The organism is Methylosinus sp. DMC45 (assembly GCF_056313885.1).
Genome location: NZ_JBQUZK010000023.1, coordinates 1 through 18,947, shown reverse-complemented (window position 1 = coordinate 18,947; position 18,947 = coordinate 1). Strand labels below are relative to the sequence as shown.

Annotated in this window: 23 protein-coding genes; 20 read left to right on the top strand and 3 right to left on the bottom strand. The window is 63.5% G+C overall.

Annotated elements, in window-relative coordinates; genetic code table 11:
• The coding region (locus tag ACT53T_RS06500; RefSeq protein WP_476160585.1) for an NACHT domain-containing protein at positions 1–1,206 on the bottom strand (1,206 nt) is incomplete at its 3' end.
• 581 nt (positions 1,207–1,787) lie between these two features.
• Here ACT53T_RS06500 and ACT53T_RS06495 point away from each other — a divergent pair.
• Complete coding sequence (locus ACT53T_RS06495) at positions 1,788–3,227, top strand: hypothetical protein (protein WP_476160584.1); 1,440 nt, start codon at positions 1,788–1,790, stop codon at positions 3,225–3,227.
• 259 nt (positions 3,228–3,486) lie between these two features.
• Positions 3,487–3,888, top strand: a complete 402-nt coding sequence (locus tag ACT53T_RS06490) for a hypothetical protein (RefSeq protein ID WP_476160583.1) — start codon at positions 3,487–3,489, stop codon at positions 3,886–3,888.
• Positions 3,889–4,260: 372 nt separating this feature from the next.
• Here ACT53T_RS06490 and ACT53T_RS06485 read toward each other — a convergent pair whose 3' ends face one another.
• Complete coding sequence (locus tag ACT53T_RS06485; protein WP_476160582.1) at positions 4,261–4,488, bottom strand: helix-turn-helix domain-containing protein; 228 nt, start codon at positions 4,486–4,488, stop codon at positions 4,261–4,263.
• A 227-nt stretch (positions 4,489–4,715) separates the two neighbouring features.
• On the opposite strand from ACT53T_RS06485, the gene ACT53T_RS06480 reads away from it, so the two are divergent.
• The 14 genes from ACT53T_RS06480 (at position 4,716) to ACT53T_RS06415 (ending at position 15,399) form a co-directional block, all read left to right on the top strand.
• A complete protein-coding gene (locus tag ACT53T_RS06480) occupies positions 4,716–4,979 on the top strand; it encodes a DNA -binding domain-containing protein (protein ID WP_476160581.1) in 264 nt (87 codons plus the stop codon).
• A 138-nt stretch (positions 4,980–5,117) separates the two neighbouring features.
• On the top strand, positions 5,118–5,327 hold the full coding sequence (locus ACT53T_RS06475; RefSeq protein ID WP_476160580.1) for a transcriptional regulator domain-containing protein: 210 nt from the start codon (positions 5,118–5,120) through the stop codon (positions 5,325–5,327).
• Positions 5,328–5,373: 46 nt separating this feature from the next.
• A complete protein-coding gene (locus ACT53T_RS06470) occupies positions 5,374–5,901 on the top strand; it encodes a DUF2285 domain-containing protein (protein WP_476160587.1) in 528 nt (175 codons plus the stop codon).
• Between the two features lie 231 nt (positions 5,902–6,132).
• A complete protein-coding gene (locus ACT53T_RS06465) occupies positions 6,133–6,357 on the top strand; it encodes a helix-turn-helix transcriptional regulator (RefSeq protein WP_476160586.1) in 225 nt (74 codons plus the stop codon).
• 12 nt (positions 6,358–6,369) lie between these two features.
• The gene (locus ACT53T_RS06460; protein ID WP_476160579.1) at positions 6,370–7,536 is read left to right on the top strand and encodes a replication initiator protein A; all 1,167 of its coding nucleotides are present in this window, start codon (positions 6,370–6,372) and stop codon (positions 7,534–7,536) included.
• Positions 7,533–8,171 (top strand): ParA family partition ATPase, encoded by a 639-nt coding sequence (gene parA / locus ACT53T_RS06455; protein ID WP_476160578.1) that lies wholly within the window; start codon positions 7,533–7,535, stop codon positions 8,169–8,171. Before ACT53T_RS06460 ends, parA begins: the two co-directional genes overlap by 4 nt.
• A 55-nt stretch (positions 8,172–8,226) precedes the next feature.
• Positions 8,227–8,481 carry a hypothetical protein gene (locus ACT53T_RS06450; protein ID WP_476160577.1) on the top strand — a complete coding sequence of 85 codons (255 nt, stop codon included), beginning with the start codon at positions 8,227–8,229 and terminating at the stop codon, positions 8,479–8,481.
• Entirely contained in the window at positions 8,478–8,996 is a 519-nt protein-coding gene (locus tag ACT53T_RS06445) for a DUF2840 domain-containing protein (RefSeq protein ID WP_476160576.1), read from the top strand. The genes ACT53T_RS06450 and ACT53T_RS06445 overlap by 4 nt, the downstream gene beginning before the upstream one ends.
• Positions 8,993–9,538 (top strand): S26 family signal peptidase, encoded by a 546-nt coding sequence (locus ACT53T_RS06440; protein WP_476160575.1) that lies wholly within the window; start codon positions 8,993–8,995, stop codon positions 9,536–9,538. Before ACT53T_RS06445 ends, ACT53T_RS06440 begins: the two co-directional genes overlap by 4 nt.
• Before the next feature lie 35 nt (positions 9,539–9,573).
• The gene (locus ACT53T_RS06435; RefSeq protein ID WP_476160574.1) at positions 9,574–9,909 is read left to right on the top strand and encodes a DUF736 domain-containing protein; all 336 of its coding nucleotides are present in this window, start codon (positions 9,574–9,576) and stop codon (positions 9,907–9,909) included.
• A 4-nt stretch (positions 9,910–9,913) separates the two neighbouring features.
• Complete coding sequence (locus tag ACT53T_RS06430) at positions 9,914–10,690, top strand: lytic transglycosylase domain-containing protein (protein ID WP_476160573.1); 777 nt, start codon at positions 9,914–9,916, stop codon at positions 10,688–10,690.
• A gap of 370 nt (positions 10,691–11,060) precedes the next feature.
• Positions 11,061–12,818, top strand: coding sequence for a relaxase/mobilization nuclease domain-containing protein (locus ACT53T_RS06425; protein ID WP_476160572.1), 1,758 nt, complete (start codon positions 11,061–11,063; stop codon positions 12,816–12,818).
• A 146-nt stretch (positions 12,819–12,964) separates the two neighbouring features.
• Positions 12,965–14,944, top strand: coding sequence for a conjugal transfer protein TraG (locus ACT53T_RS06420; protein WP_476160571.1), 1,980 nt, complete (start codon positions 12,965–12,967; stop codon positions 14,942–14,944).
• 11 nt (positions 14,945–14,955) lie between these two features.
• A complete protein-coding gene (locus ACT53T_RS06415) occupies positions 14,956–15,399 on the top strand; it encodes a ribbon-helix-helix domain-containing protein (RefSeq protein ID WP_476160570.1) in 444 nt (147 codons plus the stop codon).
• Here the strand turns inward: ACT53T_RS06415 and ACT53T_RS06410 are convergent.
• The gene (locus ACT53T_RS06410; RefSeq protein WP_476160569.1) at positions 15,396–15,932 is read right to left on the bottom strand and encodes an AAA family ATPase; all 537 of its coding nucleotides are present in this window, start codon (positions 15,930–15,932) and stop codon (positions 15,396–15,398) included. The two genes, ACT53T_RS06415 and ACT53T_RS06410, sit on opposite strands and share 4 nt — an antisense overlap.
• Before the next feature lie 200 nt (positions 15,933–16,132).
• Here ACT53T_RS06410 and trbB point away from each other — a divergent pair, with 200 nt between their 5' ends.
• The 4 genes from trbB to ACT53T_RS06390 all read left to right on the top strand — a co-directional run.
• Positions 16,133–17,119 (top strand): P-type conjugative transfer ATPase TrbB, encoded by a 987-nt coding sequence (trbB, locus tag ACT53T_RS06405; RefSeq protein ID WP_476160568.1) that lies wholly within the window; start codon positions 16,133–16,135, stop codon positions 17,117–17,119.
• Positions 17,116–17,454, top strand: a complete 339-nt coding sequence (locus ACT53T_RS06400; RefSeq protein ID WP_476160567.1) for a TrbC/VirB2 family type IV secretion system protein — start codon at positions 17,116–17,118, stop codon at positions 17,452–17,454. The genes trbB and ACT53T_RS06400 overlap by 4 nt, the downstream gene beginning before the upstream one ends.
• Positions 17,454–17,732 (top strand): VirB3 family type IV secretion system protein, encoded by a 279-nt coding sequence (locus tag ACT53T_RS06395; protein ID WP_003612050.1) that lies wholly within the window; start codon positions 17,454–17,456, stop codon positions 17,730–17,732. Before ACT53T_RS06400 ends, ACT53T_RS06395 begins: the two co-directional genes overlap by 1 nt.
• 7 nt (positions 17,733–17,739) lie before the next feature.
• A partial coding sequence (locus tag ACT53T_RS06390; protein WP_476160566.1) for a VirB4 family type IV secretion/conjugal transfer ATPase occupies positions 17,740–18,947 on the top strand: 1,208 nt, incomplete at its 3' end.

Below are 18,947 nucleotides of genomic sequence, written 5' to 3'. Positions count from 1 at the left end.
CCCGCGTTCAGCAAACCTCGGCAGAGATCCACTTAAAATCCGCGGGGAGTTGTCCAGAGAAGCGGGGCCAGCTCTGATGGCCTTCGCGTCCGCATCGGACAAATAGGTGCTGCCGCTCGGCGTAGCGGCGACCGCCAACCGGATGAGGATGGCCCGATGGTTATCCTCCAGCACATCCCGCAGTGCGTCGGCGTGTGGGCGTTTGCGCTCCTGCCCCTCTATGAAGAGCTTCAGCACTTCCTCTTTAGTCGTGGGAAGGACGCCGCCGGGCGTATTCGTCACCAAGGCATTCAGGTAGAGAGGAATTGCGACAAGGTCGCGCACGCCCTCGGTCCGCCACGCGCCATCGACGACCTTTATGCCGGCCTCTCCCGCAGCGCTCCGTGCGATCTCCATCTGCTGGTCGTCGGAGAGCGCCTGCACGTCGATCGTTATGCCAGTGATGGGGAGCTCGGTGGCCTGCCGACGCGTGCTGATGACGATACGAAGCAACGGATAGTCTAGCTTCAGGTCATCAATTTCCGCTGCCGCCCGATCGCGCGCCGCTTTGTCGAGTTCGTTCCAACCATCGAGGATCAGCGTCAGTCTATTCTCGTTGGCGCGGTTCAGGATGTCTCGCGCCGTGATGCCATCGAACGCGGGATTATTTGCGACCGCCTCCATGAGGCCGTGGCCACGCTTCGCCCAGTTACAGAGACGTACGAAGGCCACCGCCTCCTGCGGGTCCGCCAGAATGCTCTCCGCGGCCTGTATCAGCGTCGTTGACTTGCCGGTGCCCGGCGCCGAGACGATGGCGACCATCCCAACCGTGCGGATGGTGCTGCCAAGGTCGTTGATATGGTATTCGCCGTCTTTGTCCGCTGCCTTCAGGCCTAGGGTAACGGGATGCCGGGGCCAAGCATCGAGCTTCTTGAATTTGGCGACGTCCGCTACCGAGGCGATATGGATGCGCACCGGCAAAGTGGGGTCCGCCGCCGGCTGAGCGAGCACGATGGCGTTCCCTTCCATGTCCTCGAGCATGGGGGCAGCCTCAGCCGGGATGACGATCTTGCCGGTCTGCAGCTCCCGCACGGTGGCCGCTTCGGATTTCCAGCGCCAAGCATGTAGCATGTCGACGGTGAACTTCGTGTCGGAGTCGATCAGCTTGCCGCATTGCTGGCACATCCAGATGCCGTTGTCGGCGTGCGAGCGCTGCGCGGGCGTCATGGTGGTGTCATAGCGGGGGCCGCCCGGCGACGCGGCACAGACGTGAGAAGCCACGCCCAGTAGGACCGTCCCGCCCGTGCTACTCGAGCCTATCGTAAGTGTGCGACATTGCGGGTTCGAACAACGATAAGCCACTCGCTGGGCGAGCAGCCGTTTTGTCGACTCAGTGAAATTGTCCCGCTGCAATAGCATTCGGTGGATTCGTTGAGTGATGGGTATCAATCCATCGATACCCTAAATGGTGGTATTCGGCCAGCGTTTGCGCACGCATAGGCGCAACGCGCCTACAGATGCCGGTTACTTCATGCGCCATCTCGAGGATCCCCAGGCATTGCAGATCATGCAGGCACATCTGACCACAGAACCAACGGTCTTCCAGATCGGCCCGAGCTGTGCGCAGCGACACAGATGCTTCGCCGCGGCGAAATGACGGTGGAGTCGATGGCCGCGGTTGCCGGATTGACCGAGGCGCAGGTCGAAGCCGAGATGAAGCGCACAGCTACCGAGGTCATCGAGCCGAATACCAAATGACGACCGACGCAAGGCTTGCCTAAAACTGCCTTGCCGAGCTAAATCAGGGGATGATCGTCACAGTAGCGTTCGATGTAAAGAACCACGTTGAAGTGATGGAAGGCTGGCCCATCAAATTGGGCAACAGTACCTTCTTCCTGGAACGTGAAGCCAACGTACTGAAGCGCGTTTGCGTCGCCTTCTCAGGCGTGGACGTCGCACAGGCTCCTCATGTGAAGCCGGCCGGGTCGGAGGCCGAGATTCCGCACATCACGATATTGGGAGGCGAGCATGCCTCTTTAGCTCGGAAGAGCATCATGAATTGGCAGGCCGTTATAAGCGGCCAGCAGATTGTAGACTTAGACTATGACAATTACGAACTGCACTTCCACGCGGAAGACGTTAGTGAAGAAGCCAACATCCATCTCAAGTCGTTTCGCCTGAAGCCCGGCCATGATCTGAATCGGGAGTGCGATTTCGAGCAAATCGGAAGGGCCTTTTGTGTAGGTCAGATTTCCGATGATCGAATTGAATCGACCTCGCATTTTCGCGAAGGGCGATTAGCGTACGGTGCCGGCCGGTACATCGACGCGTATAATAACATGTACCTGTTTCTAGAGACGCGATTCTGCGACGGAAAGACTGGCAACGATAAGCAAACGGATCTCCTGTCGAAGCAAACAGAACTCTGCCATGCCATCGAGAACAATGCGAAGGCGTTCGCAAAACAAAAATCGACGGGAGCGCCTGAGTTCAATCTCTTTAAACTCGGGGACAACACTCGCGAAAAGATCCGAGCCTTGGTACTCCTGCGTGGAAAGCTGCGTCATCATTCGCTAAAGAGTCCGCAGCGCTGGGATCCGAACAAGCAGAATGAGTACGAAGGTGCAGCAAGATTCCTCAGTGCTGTAGTCGGCGACATCGTCCTCAAGGAATCGCTTGATGACATTTACGGACCCGCGGCACTGCAGTTGTTCCGCGAAATCTCGGTCGCCACAAGTCATGAGACCAAGATCAAGGTGAACACGCATAGGCTCAACAAGGAGCGAATGCTGGTATTGGACATGAGCTATCCGACGACGGTCTTGTCTAGCAAGCTTTGCCTTTCGGCGCTCCGAAACGCCGTGCAAGAATGTGAAAAGGGTAGGCAACTTGGGGACACGGTTCGATTACAAGCGTCGAGTACCCATTCCGAGCTTGAGTTATTTTCGTTGGATTTCGACGTTTGGGCCTACACTCAGAGTCGAGCGATAGAGACGAAAGACCCTATCGTCTCGGTCAGGTGCGGCTTCGAGCATTATCAAAACGCAATTATCGTCCGGCATGAATTCTCGATCCCTGTTCCGGGCAGCAAGCTGTCGATCCCAGACGTGTGGAAGCTGTTGCGAAAATGCTTTGACCATATCGAGGAAACGGACCCGACGACGCGGATCATGAGCCTGAAGCTGTATTTGCGTGACTGGGACAAAGCTTTCGTCGCATATCGCGTAGGCGCTCAGGTCACCAACTGATCTCGATTGGCGATCGAGGCATTTCAAGAGTTCGATCGGACGGCAGTTTTCACCGATACTGGTCTGTAAGAAGACAGTCCGCTACCGGCCCCGGATCAGAACTGAAGGCCAACCGAAAGGGAATGAAACTCGGGCGACAACACGCGCATCCTGGGCGGATCACGGCGAGGATCAGGTTCTATTTTAGGCCGCCGTCGCTTTCAATTTCCGCCGTTTTGGTTCAAGTTCGCTTCGCAAATTAGCTTGACCGGAGTCGATTATGGGCCGTCGTCGCTCAGACGCTGAAGAGATGCAAAATATCAGAGAACTCAGCGCTTTTCGGGGTTTCTGGAGAGATAGCCCGGAATACCCGCAAGAGAACATCGCCAATGATCACGTTCGGTATCCGGTAGACGTTATCTACACATGGGGTAACGGGCAATCAAGGGTGGAATTTTCGTCCGAATTTCGTGCATTCGTAGGTTCTGGACCGGACGACGGATCGGTGGATATTGATGACACGGCAAAGGTACGCATCAAGGATTTCCACCTGAGCTTCAAACCAGCGTTTCAGAATTATACCTACGACCCTTCCGATCACTCCCTCCTCATCACTGACACCTCGCCAAAGATGGGCGGCAAGTACGAGGTCCGGATTAAGCCCAACATCGAGGAGCCGTGACAGGGACGCCGCGGTCACGAAACGCCCCGCGCCTCACAATTCGCCGGCAGACGCGCTCGGTGTTCGACTCAATCATAACTGGCGAGCAGGGTGAGGTTGGATAAGCGCGCCTAGACATACAGAAGCAGACGGGCCGCCGTGACCATATGGATTGACTGATTGCCGCTGAGGCGCCCTGAGCTGCCAGACCGGGGAGCTCCAGCCCCTGGCGTCCGCCGGCGTTGTGTCCGCTTTCCCGAGCAACATCCCTAATAGCGGACCGTCCGCAGACGGCCCCATTTGAGACTTTCATTGCCTCGTCGCACAGCGTCAGAAACTGGCGCCAAATAGACGTCACGCCAGTTCCGGCCGGCCCTCTGTCGTCTGGCGAGTTCAGCCGCGAGTTTTCGGCTTGCTGCGCTCGAGAAGCTCGGCGGGTTCAACGCCGAACGCGTCAGCGATCCGCCCTATAATACCCACCCTCGCAGACACATTGGCGCGCTCGATCGCACCTACATAGCGAGAGCTCAGCTGTGCCTTCTCGGCAAGCGCTTCCTGCGTCCATTTCCTGGCGTTACGCAGGCGACGGACATTCGTCGCTATGACCTCCTCGATTTCCATCGTGGCATGGAAGCCGAGTCAAGAACGTTCATTCCAGGAACGAACATTCTGATTCGTCGGCGGCCATGCTACGCTCGGCCTCTGCCGAACCTGCGAGTCTGCGTTCCCAGCGAACAACGTGATGCGCCGATTGCATCACATGTGGAATAGAACGCCAACCAATCCTGGGATATAATCCTGCCGTCTCGCCATGAATTCGCCGGCATAGAACGACAGGCAGGTCCGCAATGAGCACGCCAGCCTTCGAAGATCGTCCGCCCCTCACCGACCACGTGAACGCTTACGACGAACGTCACCTCACGACCTACCTGCGACTGCTGGACGCCGCCGAAGCAGGCGCCGACTGGCGCGAGGTCGTCGCGGTGATTTTCGGGATCGATCCGGAGCGCGAGCCGGAACGGGCGAAGATCATCCATGAAAGCCATCTGGCCAGGGCGAGATGGATGTCCGCAGCCGGCTATCGGCAGCTTTTGGGCGCGCGCCCGCAATAGTCTTTCTTCTCACCTGCCATAAAAAGGTCACGGGCGCTCGCGGCACGCGATGCAACCCTTTGGGCTAGTTTTGGTTCTGCCATTCCGGAATCGTCGAAGTCGCCGCTCGAGCTACGAGGCCAAGCCGAGGAGCGCTTCATGCCGACGAATTTTTGGAAATCTCCTGATTCTGTCAAGCAATTGAACGACCTGGATCCTTCCGGTTTCGCGCTCGAATTCCTGCGCCGGAATCCCAAATATCGCCAGGACTATCGCGAGACGCTGAGGCGGATCGAACGCGGCGCCGTCGACGAAGCGACCGCGCTTTCGAGCCTCGCGCGTCGCTGGGGGTTGCAGTTTCGCTCATGACCCGGAAACTCCGGCAGGGAATGAGCCAGCTCTATGGCTCCCTGAGATCGACCCCGCCACGCTGATCATCGCCTCGGCGCCGCCCCGCTTCGCGGCGGACGGGACCTTTGATCCGACCGCCTTTGGCACCATCGCTGCGGATAAGTTCGACGATGGCGGAAGGCGGCTCGTCGTTGGCGGCGCCCGAGGCGACATTCATGTCTGGATGAACGAAGGCGCGCCGAGCCGCCCCGCGATCATCTTGCCGCTCGACGCGTCACTCGAAATCCGGCTCGAAGTCGCGTCGCGGTTCGTTCGTCTTCTTCAAGGCAGCGCCGAGGGGCCGCTTCCTCACGCGCTTCAATTGACCGCGCAGCGACGCGCGCGTCTCATCCTGTTGCTGCACGCGCTGGATTTCCGGCTCGGCGGCGCGGGGCCACGCGACATTGCCGCGTCCCTGATCGACGCCGAGGACGCTGCGCTTCCCGCGCTCGAGTGGAAGAGCTCGGCGACGCGCCGCAAGGCGAACCGTCTCATCCATGACTCCGTCGCGCTAATGAACGGCGGCTACAAGCGGCTGCTTCGCGGAGGCTGATGGCCCTTCCGCATTGTCTGTCTCCTTGGACATCCCAGCGCGCCTCGCGGAAGGGGGGACACGGATCGGCCTCAAAACTTCGTCCTCCCCCTGCGCTCCTCTTCTCCGCCACGGTGATCTCGAAACGCCGCGACGTCCCTGCGGCGCACCTCACCGCTACGGAGGCGTCTCTTGCGCGACAAATCACCCGAAGGCGCCACGCGCTTCGTCCGGACGCATGAAGCCGCACGGATGCTGAGCCTCTCCGCGCGCACGCTCGAAAAATACCGCTGTCACGGCGCCGGCCCGACATTCCGCAAGCTCGGCGGCCGTGTCGTCTACGCGATCGAGGACATCCAAGCCTGGGCCGATGGGGCCGCCTGCCGCTCCACGTCCGATCCGCAATATGTCGAGGCGCGCGACGCCGTCCGCGTCGACACCGGCGTGCGCATCGCCCGCCCGACCTTTCACCGCTGAGGCGACGCCGCCATGTCGCGCCGCTTCCCCGTCACCTCGAGCGAGCGAAGCCGGCTCCACCCCTTCGTCATCGCGACGGGGGACGCATCCCCTCGCGATCAGCGCGATCTCATGGAGCGGCCGTTCTTCTCGCTCGCCAAGGCGAAGCGCACGGCGCCGATCCTCTACGAGGCGGCCGGCGCGCGCGTGGAAGTCTTCGCCATGCCCGAGCATGGTATGGCGACCATCTGGGACGCCGATGTGCTGATCTGGGCGGCGAGCCAGATCGTCGAGGCCGAGAACCAGGGCCTCACGACCTCCCGCTTCCTGCGTTTCACGCCCTATCAGCTCCTCAAGGCGGTCGGACGAGCGACCGGCGCCCGCGACTACAAGCTGCTGAAGGGCGCGCTCACCCGCCTGCAATCGACGGCCATCTGCACCACCATTCGCAACGGCGACCACTGGCGCCGCAGCCAATTCTCCTGGATCAACGAATGGGAGGAGTGCGTGACGCGCGACGGCCGCGTCGAAGGCATGGAATTCGTCCTCCCGGAATGGTTCTACCGCGGCGTCGTCGACCGCTCGCTGGTGCTCGCCATCGACCCTGCCTATTTCCGGCTGACGGGCGGCGTCGAGCGCTGGCTCTATCGCGTGGCCCGCAAGCACGCCGGCCGGCAGAGGCAGGGCTGGACCTTCGACATCCCGCACCTGTATCAGAAGTCCGGCAGCCTCGCGAGGCTCAGGGATTTCGCGATCGACATCCGGCTCATCGTGCGCCGGCAATCGCTGCCCGGTTATCGCCTGCGGATCGAGCACGAAGGTCCGCGCGAGCTGCTGCACATCCTGCCGATCGACTTATCCACAGCCCCTGTGGATAAGCCTGTGGAAACGCTCGGGACTTCGGGCGCGCTTGGTATCGGGACTTCGGGCGCGGCCCTATCGGGACTTCGGGCGCGCGGAGGGCAGCTAACCATCTGGCCTGAAGAAGAAATCTCGGCTCTTAACTTAGAATCTAACAGAGACTCTAACTTTTGTTTGCGCCCGGCGAGCGTGGAAAACTCATCCGAGCGTTCGCGCGCACCGAAACTTCCGTCTGAAAAGAATACGCCTGATACGACTTTCCGTAAATCCGGCTTTACGGACGATGCGACTTCCGAAGCGCCTCCTCCTTGCGGCGAAAGCGAAGGACGCGCGTCATGATCGTCGCGCTGCTCAACCAGAAGGGCGGCGTCGGCAAGACGACGCTCGCTCTGCATCTCGCCGGCGAATGGGCTCGGCAGGGAAAGCGCGTCACGCTGATCGACGCCGATCCTCAGGGCTCGGCGTTGGACTGGTCACAGCAGCGAGCACGCGAAAACCTCTCGCGGCTGTTCACAGTCGTCGGCCTGCCGCGCGATACGCTTCACCGTGAGGCGCCCGAGCTGGCGCGCGGCGTCGACCATCTCGTCATCGATGGTCCGCCGCGCGTCGCCGGTCTGATGCGGTCGGCGCTGCTCGCCGCCGATCTGGCGCTGATCCCGGTGCAGCCGTCGCCCTTCGATGGCTGGGCGTCGGCCGAGATGCTGGCGTTGCTCGGCGAGGCGCGCATCTATCGCCCGCAGCTCGCCGCCCGCTTCGTGCTGAACCGCTACGCCGCGCGCACCGTCATCGCGCGCGAAACGGTCGAGACGCTCGCCGATCACGATCCGCCGGCGCTCTCCGCAACCATAGGCCAGCGCATCGCCTTCGCCGACGCGGCGCAGACTGGCCGTCTCGTCTCAGAGCTCGCCGACGACACGCCGGCGGCGCGCGAGATCGTCGCGCTCGCGGCCGAGGTCGGGAGGATCGCGCCATGACGATCTTCGCGGACGTTCTGCGCGGCGTCACGCCGTTCGCCGACGGAGGCGCCGCATGAATGAGCGCTCTGCCAAGCGCGGCTTCGCGGCGCGTCCCAGCGACGCCGAGGGCTGGATCAGATCGGCCGACGCTCCCGCCCGGCACGCGAATGACGCCAGCGGATTCACCGCACGCCTTACGATCGACGTTACGCCGACGCTCCGCGGCCGCATCAAGGTCGCGGCTTTTCGGCGCGGCGTCACCGTCGCCGACATGCTGCGCGACCTGTTCACGCGCGAATTCCCCGACGATCCCGGAGAGAAATCATGAACGACAATGAGCCGCAATCCGCTCGCGTCGAAACGCCGCTGCATCGCAGAGCTGCGCCTCTCACCCATGTCGAGCTGACCTGGATCGAGAAGAAGATCGAGTTCCGAATTCGCTTCGGCCATCGCGCCGAGAATAAAATTCTCGATCGCCGCCGCCGCATCGCCAGCTTCGCCCCCGGCAGCATCTTCTGCTTCGTCCGATGGGCGTCGAACGACTATGGCACGGTGATTTCGCGGATGGACATCGTGCGCGCCGTCGGAGCCGGCGAGCGCTATCAAACGCTCCCTTTCGTTCGGCCCGGCGGCGAGATCCTGTTGCGCGTCGACGCGTGGCCGAGGGTCGAGCGAGCGCTCCAGACGATCGACGCCATAGAGGCCATCGGCGTCGATCCCGCCGACGCGTCGCCCGACTACTGGCGACATTTGCACAACCGCCTCGCTGTCGGCGAAGAGCCACGCGCCTACACGCGTGCGCAGCATGACGCTTGGCTGAAGCGCCGGAGCGTCACGCCATGACCCGCCTCGGCTTTGTCACGGCGACGCTATTCTCCGTGCTGCTCATCGGCGGTCAGCCCCTCATTCCCGTCACCCCACGGCTCATCTGGAACGCCACGGCGAGCACGCCGACCGGGCTCTATGAGCTTCAGGCCACGGGCCGACTCCGCGCTATGCAGCTGGTGGCAGTTCGCCCGCCGGAACCCATCGTGAGCTTCCTCGCCGACGGCGGATTCCTGCCGAAAGGCGTGCTGCTCCTGAAGCATGTCTTGGCGCTCCCCGGACAGTCTGTATGCCGCGCCGGCCCCACCGTCACCGTCGATGCTGTTGACGTCGGCGCAGCGCGAGATCGCGATCGGTTCGGTCGCCCGCTGCCGAGCTGGACTGGCTGCCGGACGCTTCGACCAGACGAGATCTTTCTCATGAATCCGACCGTCCAGGACAGCCTCGACGGCCGCTACTTCGGTCCATTCCCCGTCACGTCGATCGTCGCTCGCGCGGTTCCGATCTGGACCGACGAAGAGGGCGACGGCCGCTTTGTCTGGCGCGCCGCGGTCGACTGACGCCCGCGCGACTCTTCCAATCAAGGAGAATTCCAATGACGCAGATCGGTCGATTCACCCGCACCAAGTCAGGCTATTCGGGCGCCATCCGCACGCTATCGCTCGACGCCCAGATCGTTCTCGTTCCCTCCGACCATAGTGGCGCGGAGAACGCGCCAGACTACCGCATCCTGCTCGGCGACGAAGAAGGGCCGGAGATCGGGGCGGCATGGAAGCGCATCGGCGAGAAGGCCGGCACATATGTGTCGCTGCTCCTCGATGATCCGGCCCTGGCGCAGCCGATCCGCGCCAACCTATTCCAGTCGAGCGAAGACAAGTCCAGCTGGATTCTGCACTGGACCCGGCTCCAGAAGCGCAACGAGCGGGACTGACAATATGCGCCCCGCATTCCCGATCCTGCGCAAACTGGTCCGCTCAAACCGTGTCGGCGGGCGCGCGCGACTCACGCTCCTTTTTCTTATCGGCTTCGCCCCGGCCTGCGCACTGGACGGAGTCCTGCCCGCAAAGGCAACGCCCATCGAGCGCCCGACGGGCGGCGATCCCTACGCCGTCCATATCGCAGAGGCGGCGCGGCGCTTCGGCATTCCTGCGGCATGGATCCGGGCCGTCATGCAGATCGAAAGCTGCGCCCGACGAGACGCAGTCTCGCTCAAACGCGCAACGGGACTCATGCAGATCATGCCCGACACCTGGTCGGAGCTGCGCGCCCGTTACGCTCTTGCCGGCGATCCCTTCGACCCACACGACAACATCCACGCCGGCGCTGCCTACCTGCGCGAGTTGCACGATCGCTACGGCTCGCCTGGCTTCCTCGCGGCCTATAATGCGGGACCGCGCCGGTACGAGGATTATCTCGACGGGCGCCGTTCATTGCCATCCGAGACCGTCGCCTATGTCGCGACGCTCCTCCCTCTTATCGAAGGAAACGACAGCACTCGATCCACCATTCGCGAGGTATCCGGTCTGTCGCGTTGGACGAAGGCGCCGCTGTTCGTCGAGCAGAACGACAGCCGATTCGCCGCCAATCATCCGGCGCCAATTCGGACAGCGACCAACACGACGGCTGCCGCCGCCACGCGCGATCTGTCCGCCATCGCGCCTCGCTCCCACGGCCTGTTCGTCGCGCTCTCGTCGACAGAGCACGCACAATGAACCAGCATCGCTATTGCAGTCGGACTGCCGACATTTGCGCACTGAGGGACTTCTTTGCTGCCATTTGCCCGACGCGGAACGCGTGCAGGCGCATTGCGAGCGCGGATTTTGACCACTTCGCCATCCAGCGTTTCCGAGCGCGATGTGGCGAAGAGAGAACGGCGGAAAGCAATTCAGCGCAGAACACGACCGCACGAAGGCGAGATAAAAGCGCCTGCCACGCCGCCAGACAAGTCGCTGGCGCGACTCGTCGTTCGTCTGGCAGGCCGGTCGGTCATTGGCAGGTTTCGGCAAATTCTCGTGAAATCACAACGCGTCGACCTGCACACAACGTTCTCGCAGCTGCCGATCGCCTCGGCGAGGCGCTCCGATGAGCCGGGAGGAGAAGGATTTCCGCGTCCGTCCGGGCCGGGTCCGCACGACACGCGCGCCGAAGCCGAAGAGCTTCGTCGCAGAGGTTCTGAAAGCCGCGCGCAAGGCGGGACCTGCGACGCCGCATAGCGGCGCGCAATCCGCTGCCCCCGGCGGCTCCGGCTTCGGGCGCGGGCGCGCCGCCTTCGGCCGCGCCCGCCTCTTCGATCCGGGTCGACGCGTCGTCGTCAAGGCGCGCGTCGTCCGCCACACGGGCCGCAGCTTTCGATCGGCGCCGCTGTCCGTGCATTTTGCCTATCTGAAGCGCGAGGGCGTCAGCCGCAACGGAGAGAAAGGCGTGATGTTCGATACCGCGAGCGATCACGCCGACGAACGGGCCTTCGCCGATCGATCTGATGGCGACCGGCATCATTTCCGCTTCATCGTCTCGCCCGAGGACGCCGGCGAGCTGACCGATCTCAAAGCCTTCACCCGCGACCTCGCCGGGCGGATGGAGGCCGATCTCGAAACAAAGCTCGATTGGATCGCCGTCGATCATTGGAACACGGACAATCCGCATGTCCATCTGCTGGTGCGCGGAGTGGACGAGACCGGCGCCGATCTCGTCGTTGCCCGCGATTACATCAGCCGCGGCCTGCGCTCGCGTGCAGAGGACCTCGTCGCCATCGAGCTCGGCCCGCGTCCCGAACATGCGATCCGCTCGGCGCTCGAGCGTGAAGTCGACGCCGATCGCTGGACTCGGCTCGACGTCGCCATCCGCTTTGCCACCGACGAGACGGGTCTGGTCGACCTGCGCCCGGCGAGTCCTGGTGCAGATGACCCCGAATTGCGCCGCTTGATGGTCGGCCGCGCCCAGAAACTCGAACGAATGGGGCTCGCCGCCTCCGGCGGTCCCGGCCGATGGATGATCAGCCTGGAGGCCGAACGCACGCTGCGCGATCTCGGAATGCGCGGCGACATCATCAAAACCATGCACCGCGCCTTCGGCGAGCGCGGCCAGGATCGCGGCGTCGGTGATTATTCCATAGATGCGGCGCCCTCGGAGTCGCCGATCCTCGGGCGACTCATCGATAAGGGGCTGCATGACGAACTGAGCGGTGAAGCCTATGCCGTGATCGACGGGACCGACGGCCGCGCCCATCATGTCCGCTTGCGCGGCGTCGGGGCGTTCGAACATGCCCCGCCGATCGGCGGCGTCGTCGAGCTGCGGCGGTTCGGTGGAACCGACGATCCGCAGCCGACGCTCGTGCTGGTGACGCGCTCGGATTTCGATCTCGACCGCCAGATCGGCGCGTCGGGAGCCACCTGGCTCGATCACCGTCTCGTCGAGCGCACGCCGACGCCGCTGGCGATGGGCGGATTCGGCGGCGAGGTGCGCGACGCCATGAAGGCGCGCGCCGACCATCTCATCGCCGAAGGACTGGCGCAGCTTCGAGGGGGCCAGGTCATTTTCCAGCGCGACCTCCTCGCGACGCTGCGCGGCCGCGAGCTGACCGACGCCGCTGCGAAGCTCTCGGCCGAGACCGGCCTTCCGCGCGCCCAGGTCGCGGCCGGCAATCCGGTCTCCGGCGTCTATCGTCAACGCCTCGTGCTCGCGTCCGGGCGCTTCGCCATGATCGACGACGGTCTCGGCTTCCAGCTCGTGCCCTGGTCGCCGACGATCGAGAAAAAGCTCGGCCAGCATGTCGCCGGGACAGCGCGAGACGATGGCGGCATCGAATGGAGTATCGGCAGAAAACGAGGGTTGGGCCTATAGCGACCGGTGAGCCTCGATCGCCGCTTCACGACGCCAGTATTTTTTCGTCTCGGTTCGCCACGCTGCGATCGCGACGCGAACACGCTTGAATGCGCTCGGACCGCGTCTTTGTCTCGACGCCTCGCTCTATTCGAATGGAGGCGTCCATGTCCGCTACACGGATTCTCTGGGGCCAGATCCTCGTCGTATCGCTCATCGTGCTGACGACGATATGGGCGGCGACCGAATGGACGGCCTGGCGCCTCGGCTTCCAGCCGCAGCTCGGACATCCCTGGTTCGAGCTCGGCCACTTCCCCTTCTATCCGCCGCCCGCCTTCTTCTGGTGGTGGTACGCCTTCGACGCCTATGCGCCAGCGATCTTCGTCGAAGGCGGCTATATCGCAGCCTCTGCCGGACCGCTGTCCATCGCAGCGGCGATCGCCATGTCGATCTGGCGCGCCCGCGAGGCCGACGACGCCGAGACCTATGGCTCCGCCCGCTGGGCGCGGCTGGACGAGATGAAGGCCGCCGGCCTGCTCCGCCCGGACGGAGTCGTGCTCGGCCGGCACGAGACCTCATATCTGCGCCACGACGGACCGGAGCACGTCCTCTGCTTCGCCCCGACGCGCTCCGGAAAAGGCATAGGGCTGGTCGTGCCGACGCTGCTCACCTGGCCGGGTTCCGCCATCGTCCACGACATTAAAGGCGAGAACTGGCAGCTCACCGCCGGGTTTCGCGCGCGGCATGGCCGCGCCCTGCTGTTCGATCCGACCAACGGCGACTCGGCCGCCTACAATCCGCTGCTCGAAGTGCGCAAGGGCGAGTGGGAAGTCCGCGACGTGCAGAATGTCGCCGACGTTCTGGTCGACCCAGAAGGATCGCTCGAGCGCCGGAACCATTGGGAGAAGACCAGCCACTCCCTGTTGGTCGGCGCTATTCTCCACGTGCTCTACGCCGAGGCCGACAAGACGCTCGCCGGCGTCGCGGCCTTCCTCTCCGATCCGAACCGGCCGATCGAGACGACGCTGTGGGCGATGATGACGACCCGGCATCTCGGCGAGGTCGGCCCGCATCCTGTCGTCGCCTCGGCCGCGCGCGAGCTTCTCAACAAATCCGACAATGAGCGTTCGGGCGTCCTCAGCACCGCCATGTCGTTCCTGGGCCTCTACCGCGATCCCGTCGTGGCGAGAGTGACCCGCCAATGCGACTGGCGGATCGCCGATCTCGTGTCCGATCCGCGGCCGGCCACGCTCTACCTCGTGGTGCCGCCCTCCGACATCAGCCGAACCAAGCCGCTGATCCGACTCGTGCTCAATCAGATCGGACGACGCCTGACCGAGGAATTGCGGCCCACGGGCCGCCGTCACCGTATGCTGCTCATGCTCGACGAATTCCCGGCGCTCGGACGGCTCGACTTTTTCGAGAGCGCCCTGGCTTTTATGGCGGGCTATGGCATCAAGAGCTTCTTGATCGCGCAATCCCTGAACCAGATCGAGAAGGCCTATGGCGCGAACAACTCCATCCTCGACAATTGCCATGTGCGGGTGTCCTTCGCCACCAATGACGAGCGCACTGCGAAGCGGGTGAGCGACGCGCTCGGCGCCGCGACCGAGATGAAGGCGATGAAGAACTATGCCGGGCATCGGCTTTCGCCCTGGCTCGGTCATTTGATGGTGTCGCGCTCCGAGACCGCCCGCCCGTTGCTCACCCCCGGCGAGATCATGCAGCTTCCGCCATCCGACGAGATCGTCATGATGTCGGGCCTGCACCCGATCCGAGCGAAGAAGGCGCGCTATTATGAGGACCGCCGCTTCGCCGAGCGGATTCTGCCGCCGCCAAAAGACATGCCCCATAAGCTTCGCCTGGACGACTGGTCGGCCCTGCCAGTCCAGCGCCCGGCAACCAATCTCCTCGAGTTGTCGAACACCGAGGACGACGCCAATGGCGGGCTACGACGTGAGCCGGAGCTGCCCGATCATGTCGCGATCGCGAAGGAGACGTCGCCGTCGCGTCGGGACCGAAATGAATTCGCCATCGTCGACGATACGCCCGAGCAGGCCGCACGCCAGCAAGAAATCATCCGGCGACGAATGGGCGGCCTCGCCCGCCAGGGCGCGATGGACCCAGCCGATGGCCTCGAGCTGTAGGAGGCGATGATATGCGTGACCGACTCAATGTCTCGCTTCCCGTGGAGATGATCGCGAGGATCAACGAGCTCGCCGCGCAGAGACGTGTGACGCGCTCTGCTATTGTAGAGGCCGCGGTCGCGTCCTTCCTATCGCCCGACGGCGCGGATCGGATGGAGGCCGCCTTCACGCGGCGGCTGGATCGACTGACCCGTCAGGTCCAACGCCTCGAACGCAACAACGGCCTCACGACCGAAGCGCTAGCGCTGTTCGTCCGCTTCTGGCTGACCGTCACGCCGCCCTTGCCGCCAGAGGCGCAGGCAGCCGCCCAGATCAAAGGGCGCGAGCGCTACGAAGGCTTCATCGAGGCGCTGGGACGACGACTCAATCAGGGACGGACGCTGATCGACGAGATTCCCAAGGACATGCTCGGCGCCGGGCCACTAGAAGAAAATTCAAAGCAATCTCGGGATTAGCGATCTCTCCCCAATGCTCGGAGGATAAATTCGACTCTTTCGCCCACAGCGAGCTTTGGCAAGATCGCGACCTGATAGCCGAGGTCGGAATAGACCTCGAGAAGATGATGATATTCGACCACAGCGGCGTCAAAACCATGCCGTCGCTCGTCGTCGATGACGTGGATCTCAGGCCACGGCGGGGCCAGGAACACACATCGATGATAGCGATGCGCCTGGTCGAGTTTCGTCGACACGGGCTCGCCCGCCACGCGCTCGAGGCCCGCCACGGCGTCTATCAGACTTCGATCAAAGAAGATCCACCCTTCGAGGCCGCAGGCCTCCGCATGGTCAGCCAGAGCCAGTTCGAAGGCGCGGCGCAGGAAGGCCGTCTCGTCCATCCATGGAAGCGCCGCGCCGCCTTTTTGTAGCTCTTCTCGAACGACCCTCCGACCGGGCTCCTCGACCGTTGAGTAGCCACGCTCCCGAAGCTCGGCGAGCAAGGTCGATTTTCCGCCTCCGGAGCATCCCGAAATCACGACGAATCTGTTCATCTCGTAACCTTTCTCGCTCCGACCCACGACAACTCCATATTTGCTCGCGCCCTCGTTCCGTCGCGCGCAAGTATTTTTCCTCCACACTACGACGGGCTGCTACAATGATCGAACCCTTGTTGATTACTCGGGTTCCTTGCCTTTTCTAATCATCCCCGCAGCCGTTCGCCTTCCCGCGATCGACTGAAGCGGAGGCGGGCTTGACGGCATCTTTTCTCCATTCGCAAGCTCATGCGCGCGGCGCGCGCATGCTGCGCACCGCGCTCGGACCGGCCGTCGCGAGCTTTCTCGAAGACCCCTCCGTCGTCGAGGTCATGCTCAATCCGGACGGAAAGCTCTGGATCGACAGATTATCGAGCGGTCTCAAGGACAGTGGTGAGAGAATGTCGGCGGCCGACGGCGAGCGCATCGTGCGCCTCGTCGCCCATCATGTCGGCGCCGAGGTGCATCCGGGTTCACCGCGGGTGTCGGCGGAACTACCCGAGACAGGGGAGAGGTTCGAAGGACTGCTTCCACCCGTCGTGGCGGCGCCCGCCTTCACGATCCGCAAGCCGGCCGTAGCTGTCTTCACGCTCGACGACTATTCCATCGCCGGCGTCCTGACATTCGGACAGGCCAACATTCTGCGAAAGGCCGTCGCGGACCGCAAGAACATTCTCCTCGCTGGCGGCACATCTACCGGCAAGACGACGCTCGCCAATGCACTGCTCGCCGAGATCGCGCATACATCCGATCGCATCGTGCTGATCGAGGATACACGCGAGCTGCAATGCCGCGCGCCAAACCTCGTCGCTCTTCGCACCAAGGATGGCGTGGTCTCCCTTTCCGATCTCGTGCGCTCGTCGCTGAGGCTGCGCCCCGACCGCATTCCGATCGGCGAGGTCCGCGGCGCCGAAGCCCTCGATTTGCTGAAGGCCTGGGGCACCGGACATCCCGGCGGCATCGCCACGATTCACGCCGGCACGGCGCTCGGGGCGCTGCGGCGTCTCGAGCAGCTCATTCAGGAAGCCGTGATCACCGTGCCGCGCGCGCTGATCGCCGAGACAATCGATGTCATCGCCGTTCTGCAGGGCCGCGGCGGCGAGCGGCGCCTCGCCGAGCTCGCGACCGTCGACGGACTCGATCCATCCACCGGCGATTACCGAGTCCTTTCGATCGCTGCACATGTCGCAGGAGACCAATCATGACGCCCTTTGCTCCGCATCGCCGATTCGCCCGACGCATTACTATCCTCGCTGCCATCGTCGGCTGCGCGGTGATGTCTTCATCTTCGGCTCATGCCTCCGGCTCTTCCATGCCGTGGGAGACGCCGCTCAACCAAATTCTGGAATCCATCCAGGGCCCGGTCGCCAAGATCATTTCCGTCATCATCATCACGGTGACCGGCCTCACGCTCGCCTTCGGCGACACGTCGGGCGGCTTCCGCCGTCTGATCCAGATCGTTTTCGGCCTCTCGATCGCTTTTGCCGCCAGCTCCTTCTTCCTCTCCTTCTTCTCCTTCTCCGGCGGAGCGCTGATCTGATGAGCGGATTCAACAGCGCCGAGGACGTCCCCGGCTTCTTCGTCCCGGTGCATAGAGCGCTGACCGATCCGATTTTGCTCGGCGGAGCGCCGCGGGCGGTCGCGATCGCCAATGGCACGCTGGCCGCGGCGATCGCGCTTGGACTGCGCCTCTGGCTTCCCGGCGCTCTGTTCTGGGCTGTCAGCCACAGCGCTGCGGTCTGGGCGGCGAAGCGGGATCCGCAATTCGTCGAGGTCGTGCGCCGACACCTGCGCTATCCCGCCTATTTCGGCGTGTGAGGCCGCCATGCTGAACCTCGCCGAATATCGCGGCCGACCGACGAGCCTCGCCGATTTCCTGCCCTGGGCCGCTCTCGTCGCCGAAGGCGTCGTTCTCAACAAGGATGGCTCGTTCCAGCGCACGGCGCGCTTTCGCGGGCCCGATCTCGACAGCGCGACGCCGGCCGAGCTCGTCGGCGTGACCGCCCGCCTCAACAATGCGCTGCGCCGCCTCGGCTCCGGCTGGGCCATCTTCGTCGAAGCCGATCGCCTACCAGCGCAGCATTATCCGCACGACCGCTTTCCCGACGCGGCCTCGGCGCTCGTCGACCTCGAGAGACAGAACGCCTTCGAGGAGGCGGGCGCGCATTTCGAGAGTCGATACTTTTTCACGCTCCTCTGGCTGCCGCCGGAGGAGGACGCGTCGCGCGCCGAGAGCTGGCTCTATGAAGACCGCGCGCAAGACGGCGTCGATCCGTGGGAGCTGCTGCGCGGCTTCATAGATCGCACGAACCGCGTGCTGCAATTGGTCGAGAGCTTCATGCCCGAGGCGGAATGGCTCGACGACGGCGAGGCGCTGACCTTCCTGCATTCGACGATCTCGACGCGCCTGCAGCGCGTTCGCGTCCCGGAAACGCCGATGCATCTCGACGTGCTGCTCGCCGACGAGCCGCTCACCGGCGGCCTGGAGCCTCGGCTTGGAAACGCGCATCTGCGCATTCTGACCACCGTTGGCTTTCCGACCCTGACCCACCCCGGCATTCTCGACGAGCTCAATCGCCTCCCCTTCCCCTATCGCTGGTCGACGCGCGCCATCCTCCTCGACAAGGTCGAGGCGGTCAAACTGCTGACGAGGATCCGGCGGCAATGGTTCGCCAAGCGAAAATCCGTCGCAGCCATCATCAAGGAGGTGATGACCAACGAAGCTTCGACCCTCGTCGACTCCGACGCGGCGAACAAGGCGGCCGACGCCGATGTCGCGCTGCAGGAGCTCGGCGCGGATGACGTCGGCCAGGCCTATGTCACCGCCACCGTCGCCGTCTGGGACGAAGACCCGGCGATCGCGACAGAACGGCTCCGCCTTGTCGAGAAGGCGATCCAGAGCCGCGACTTCACCTGCATAGCGGAAGGCGTGAATGCGGTCGAAGCCTGGCTCGGTTCTCTTCCCGGTCACGCCTACGCCAATGTCCGCCAGCCGCCGATCTCGACGCTCAATCTCGCCCATATGATTCCGCT

Excerpts from the sequence above, each read along its gene's own strand:
- ACT53T_RS06485 (WP_476160582.1), bottom strand. The coding sequence starts at position 4,488 with ATGGAAATCGAGGAGGTCATAGCGACGAATGTCCGTCGCCTGCGTAAC.
- parA (WP_476160578.1), top strand. The coding sequence starts at position 7,533 with ATGATCGTCGCGCTGCTCAACCAGAAGGGCGGCGTCGGCAAGACGACG.
- ACT53T_RS06395 (WP_003612050.1), top strand. The coding sequence starts at position 17,454 with ATGAGCGGATTCAACAGCGCCGAGGACGTCCCCGGCTTCTTCGTCCCG.
- ACT53T_RS06420 (WP_476160571.1), top strand. The coding sequence starts at position 12,965 with ATGTCCGCTACACGGATTCTCTGGGGCCAGATCCTCGTCGTATCGCTC.
- ACT53T_RS06450 (WP_476160577.1), top strand. The coding sequence starts at position 8,227 with ATGAATGAGCGCTCTGCCAAGCGCGGCTTCGCGGCGCGTCCCAGCGAC.
- ACT53T_RS06410 (WP_476160569.1), bottom strand. The coding sequence starts at position 15,932 with ATGAACAGATTCGTCGTGATTTCGGGATGCTCCGGAGGCGGAAAATCG.
- ACT53T_RS06425 (WP_476160572.1), top strand. The coding sequence starts at position 11,061 with ATGAGCCGGGAGGAGAAGGATTTCCGCGTCCGTCCGGGCCGGGTCCGC.
- ACT53T_RS06445 (WP_476160576.1), top strand. The coding sequence starts at position 8,478 with ATGAACGACAATGAGCCGCAATCCGCTCGCGTCGAAACGCCGCTGCAT.
- ACT53T_RS06480 (WP_476160581.1), top strand. The coding sequence starts at position 4,716 with ATGAGCACGCCAGCCTTCGAAGATCGTCCGCCCCTCACCGACCACGTG.
- ACT53T_RS06440 (WP_476160575.1), top strand. The coding sequence starts at position 8,993 with ATGACCCGCCTCGGCTTTGTCACGGCGACGCTATTCTCCGTGCTGCTC.
- ACT53T_RS06415 (WP_476160570.1), top strand. The coding sequence starts at position 14,956 with ATGCGTGACCGACTCAATGTCTCGCTTCCCGTGGAGATGATCGCGAGG.
- ACT53T_RS06400 (WP_476160567.1), top strand. The coding sequence starts at position 17,116 with ATGACGCCCTTTGCTCCGCATCGCCGATTCGCCCGACGCATTACTATC.
- ACT53T_RS06495 (WP_476160584.1), top strand. The coding sequence starts at position 1,788 with ATGATCGTCACAGTAGCGTTCGATGTAAAGAACCACGTTGAAGTGATG.
- ACT53T_RS06490 (WP_476160583.1), top strand. The coding sequence starts at position 3,487 with ATGGGCCGTCGTCGCTCAGACGCTGAAGAGATGCAAAATATCAGAGAA.
- ACT53T_RS06460 (WP_476160579.1), top strand. The coding sequence starts at position 6,370 with ATGTCGCGCCGCTTCCCCGTCACCTCGAGCGAGCGAAGCCGGCTCCAC.
- ACT53T_RS06475 (WP_476160580.1), top strand. The coding sequence starts at position 5,118 with ATGCCGACGAATTTTTGGAAATCTCCTGATTCTGTCAAGCAATTGAAC.
- ACT53T_RS06430 (WP_476160573.1), top strand. The coding sequence starts at position 9,914 with ATGCGCCCCGCATTCCCGATCCTGCGCAAACTGGTCCGCTCAAACCGT.
- ACT53T_RS06435 (WP_476160574.1), top strand. The coding sequence starts at position 9,574 with ATGACGCAGATCGGTCGATTCACCCGCACCAAGTCAGGCTATTCGGGC.
- ACT53T_RS06465 (WP_476160586.1), top strand. The coding sequence starts at position 6,133 with ATGCTGAGCCTCTCCGCGCGCACGCTCGAAAAATACCGCTGTCACGGC.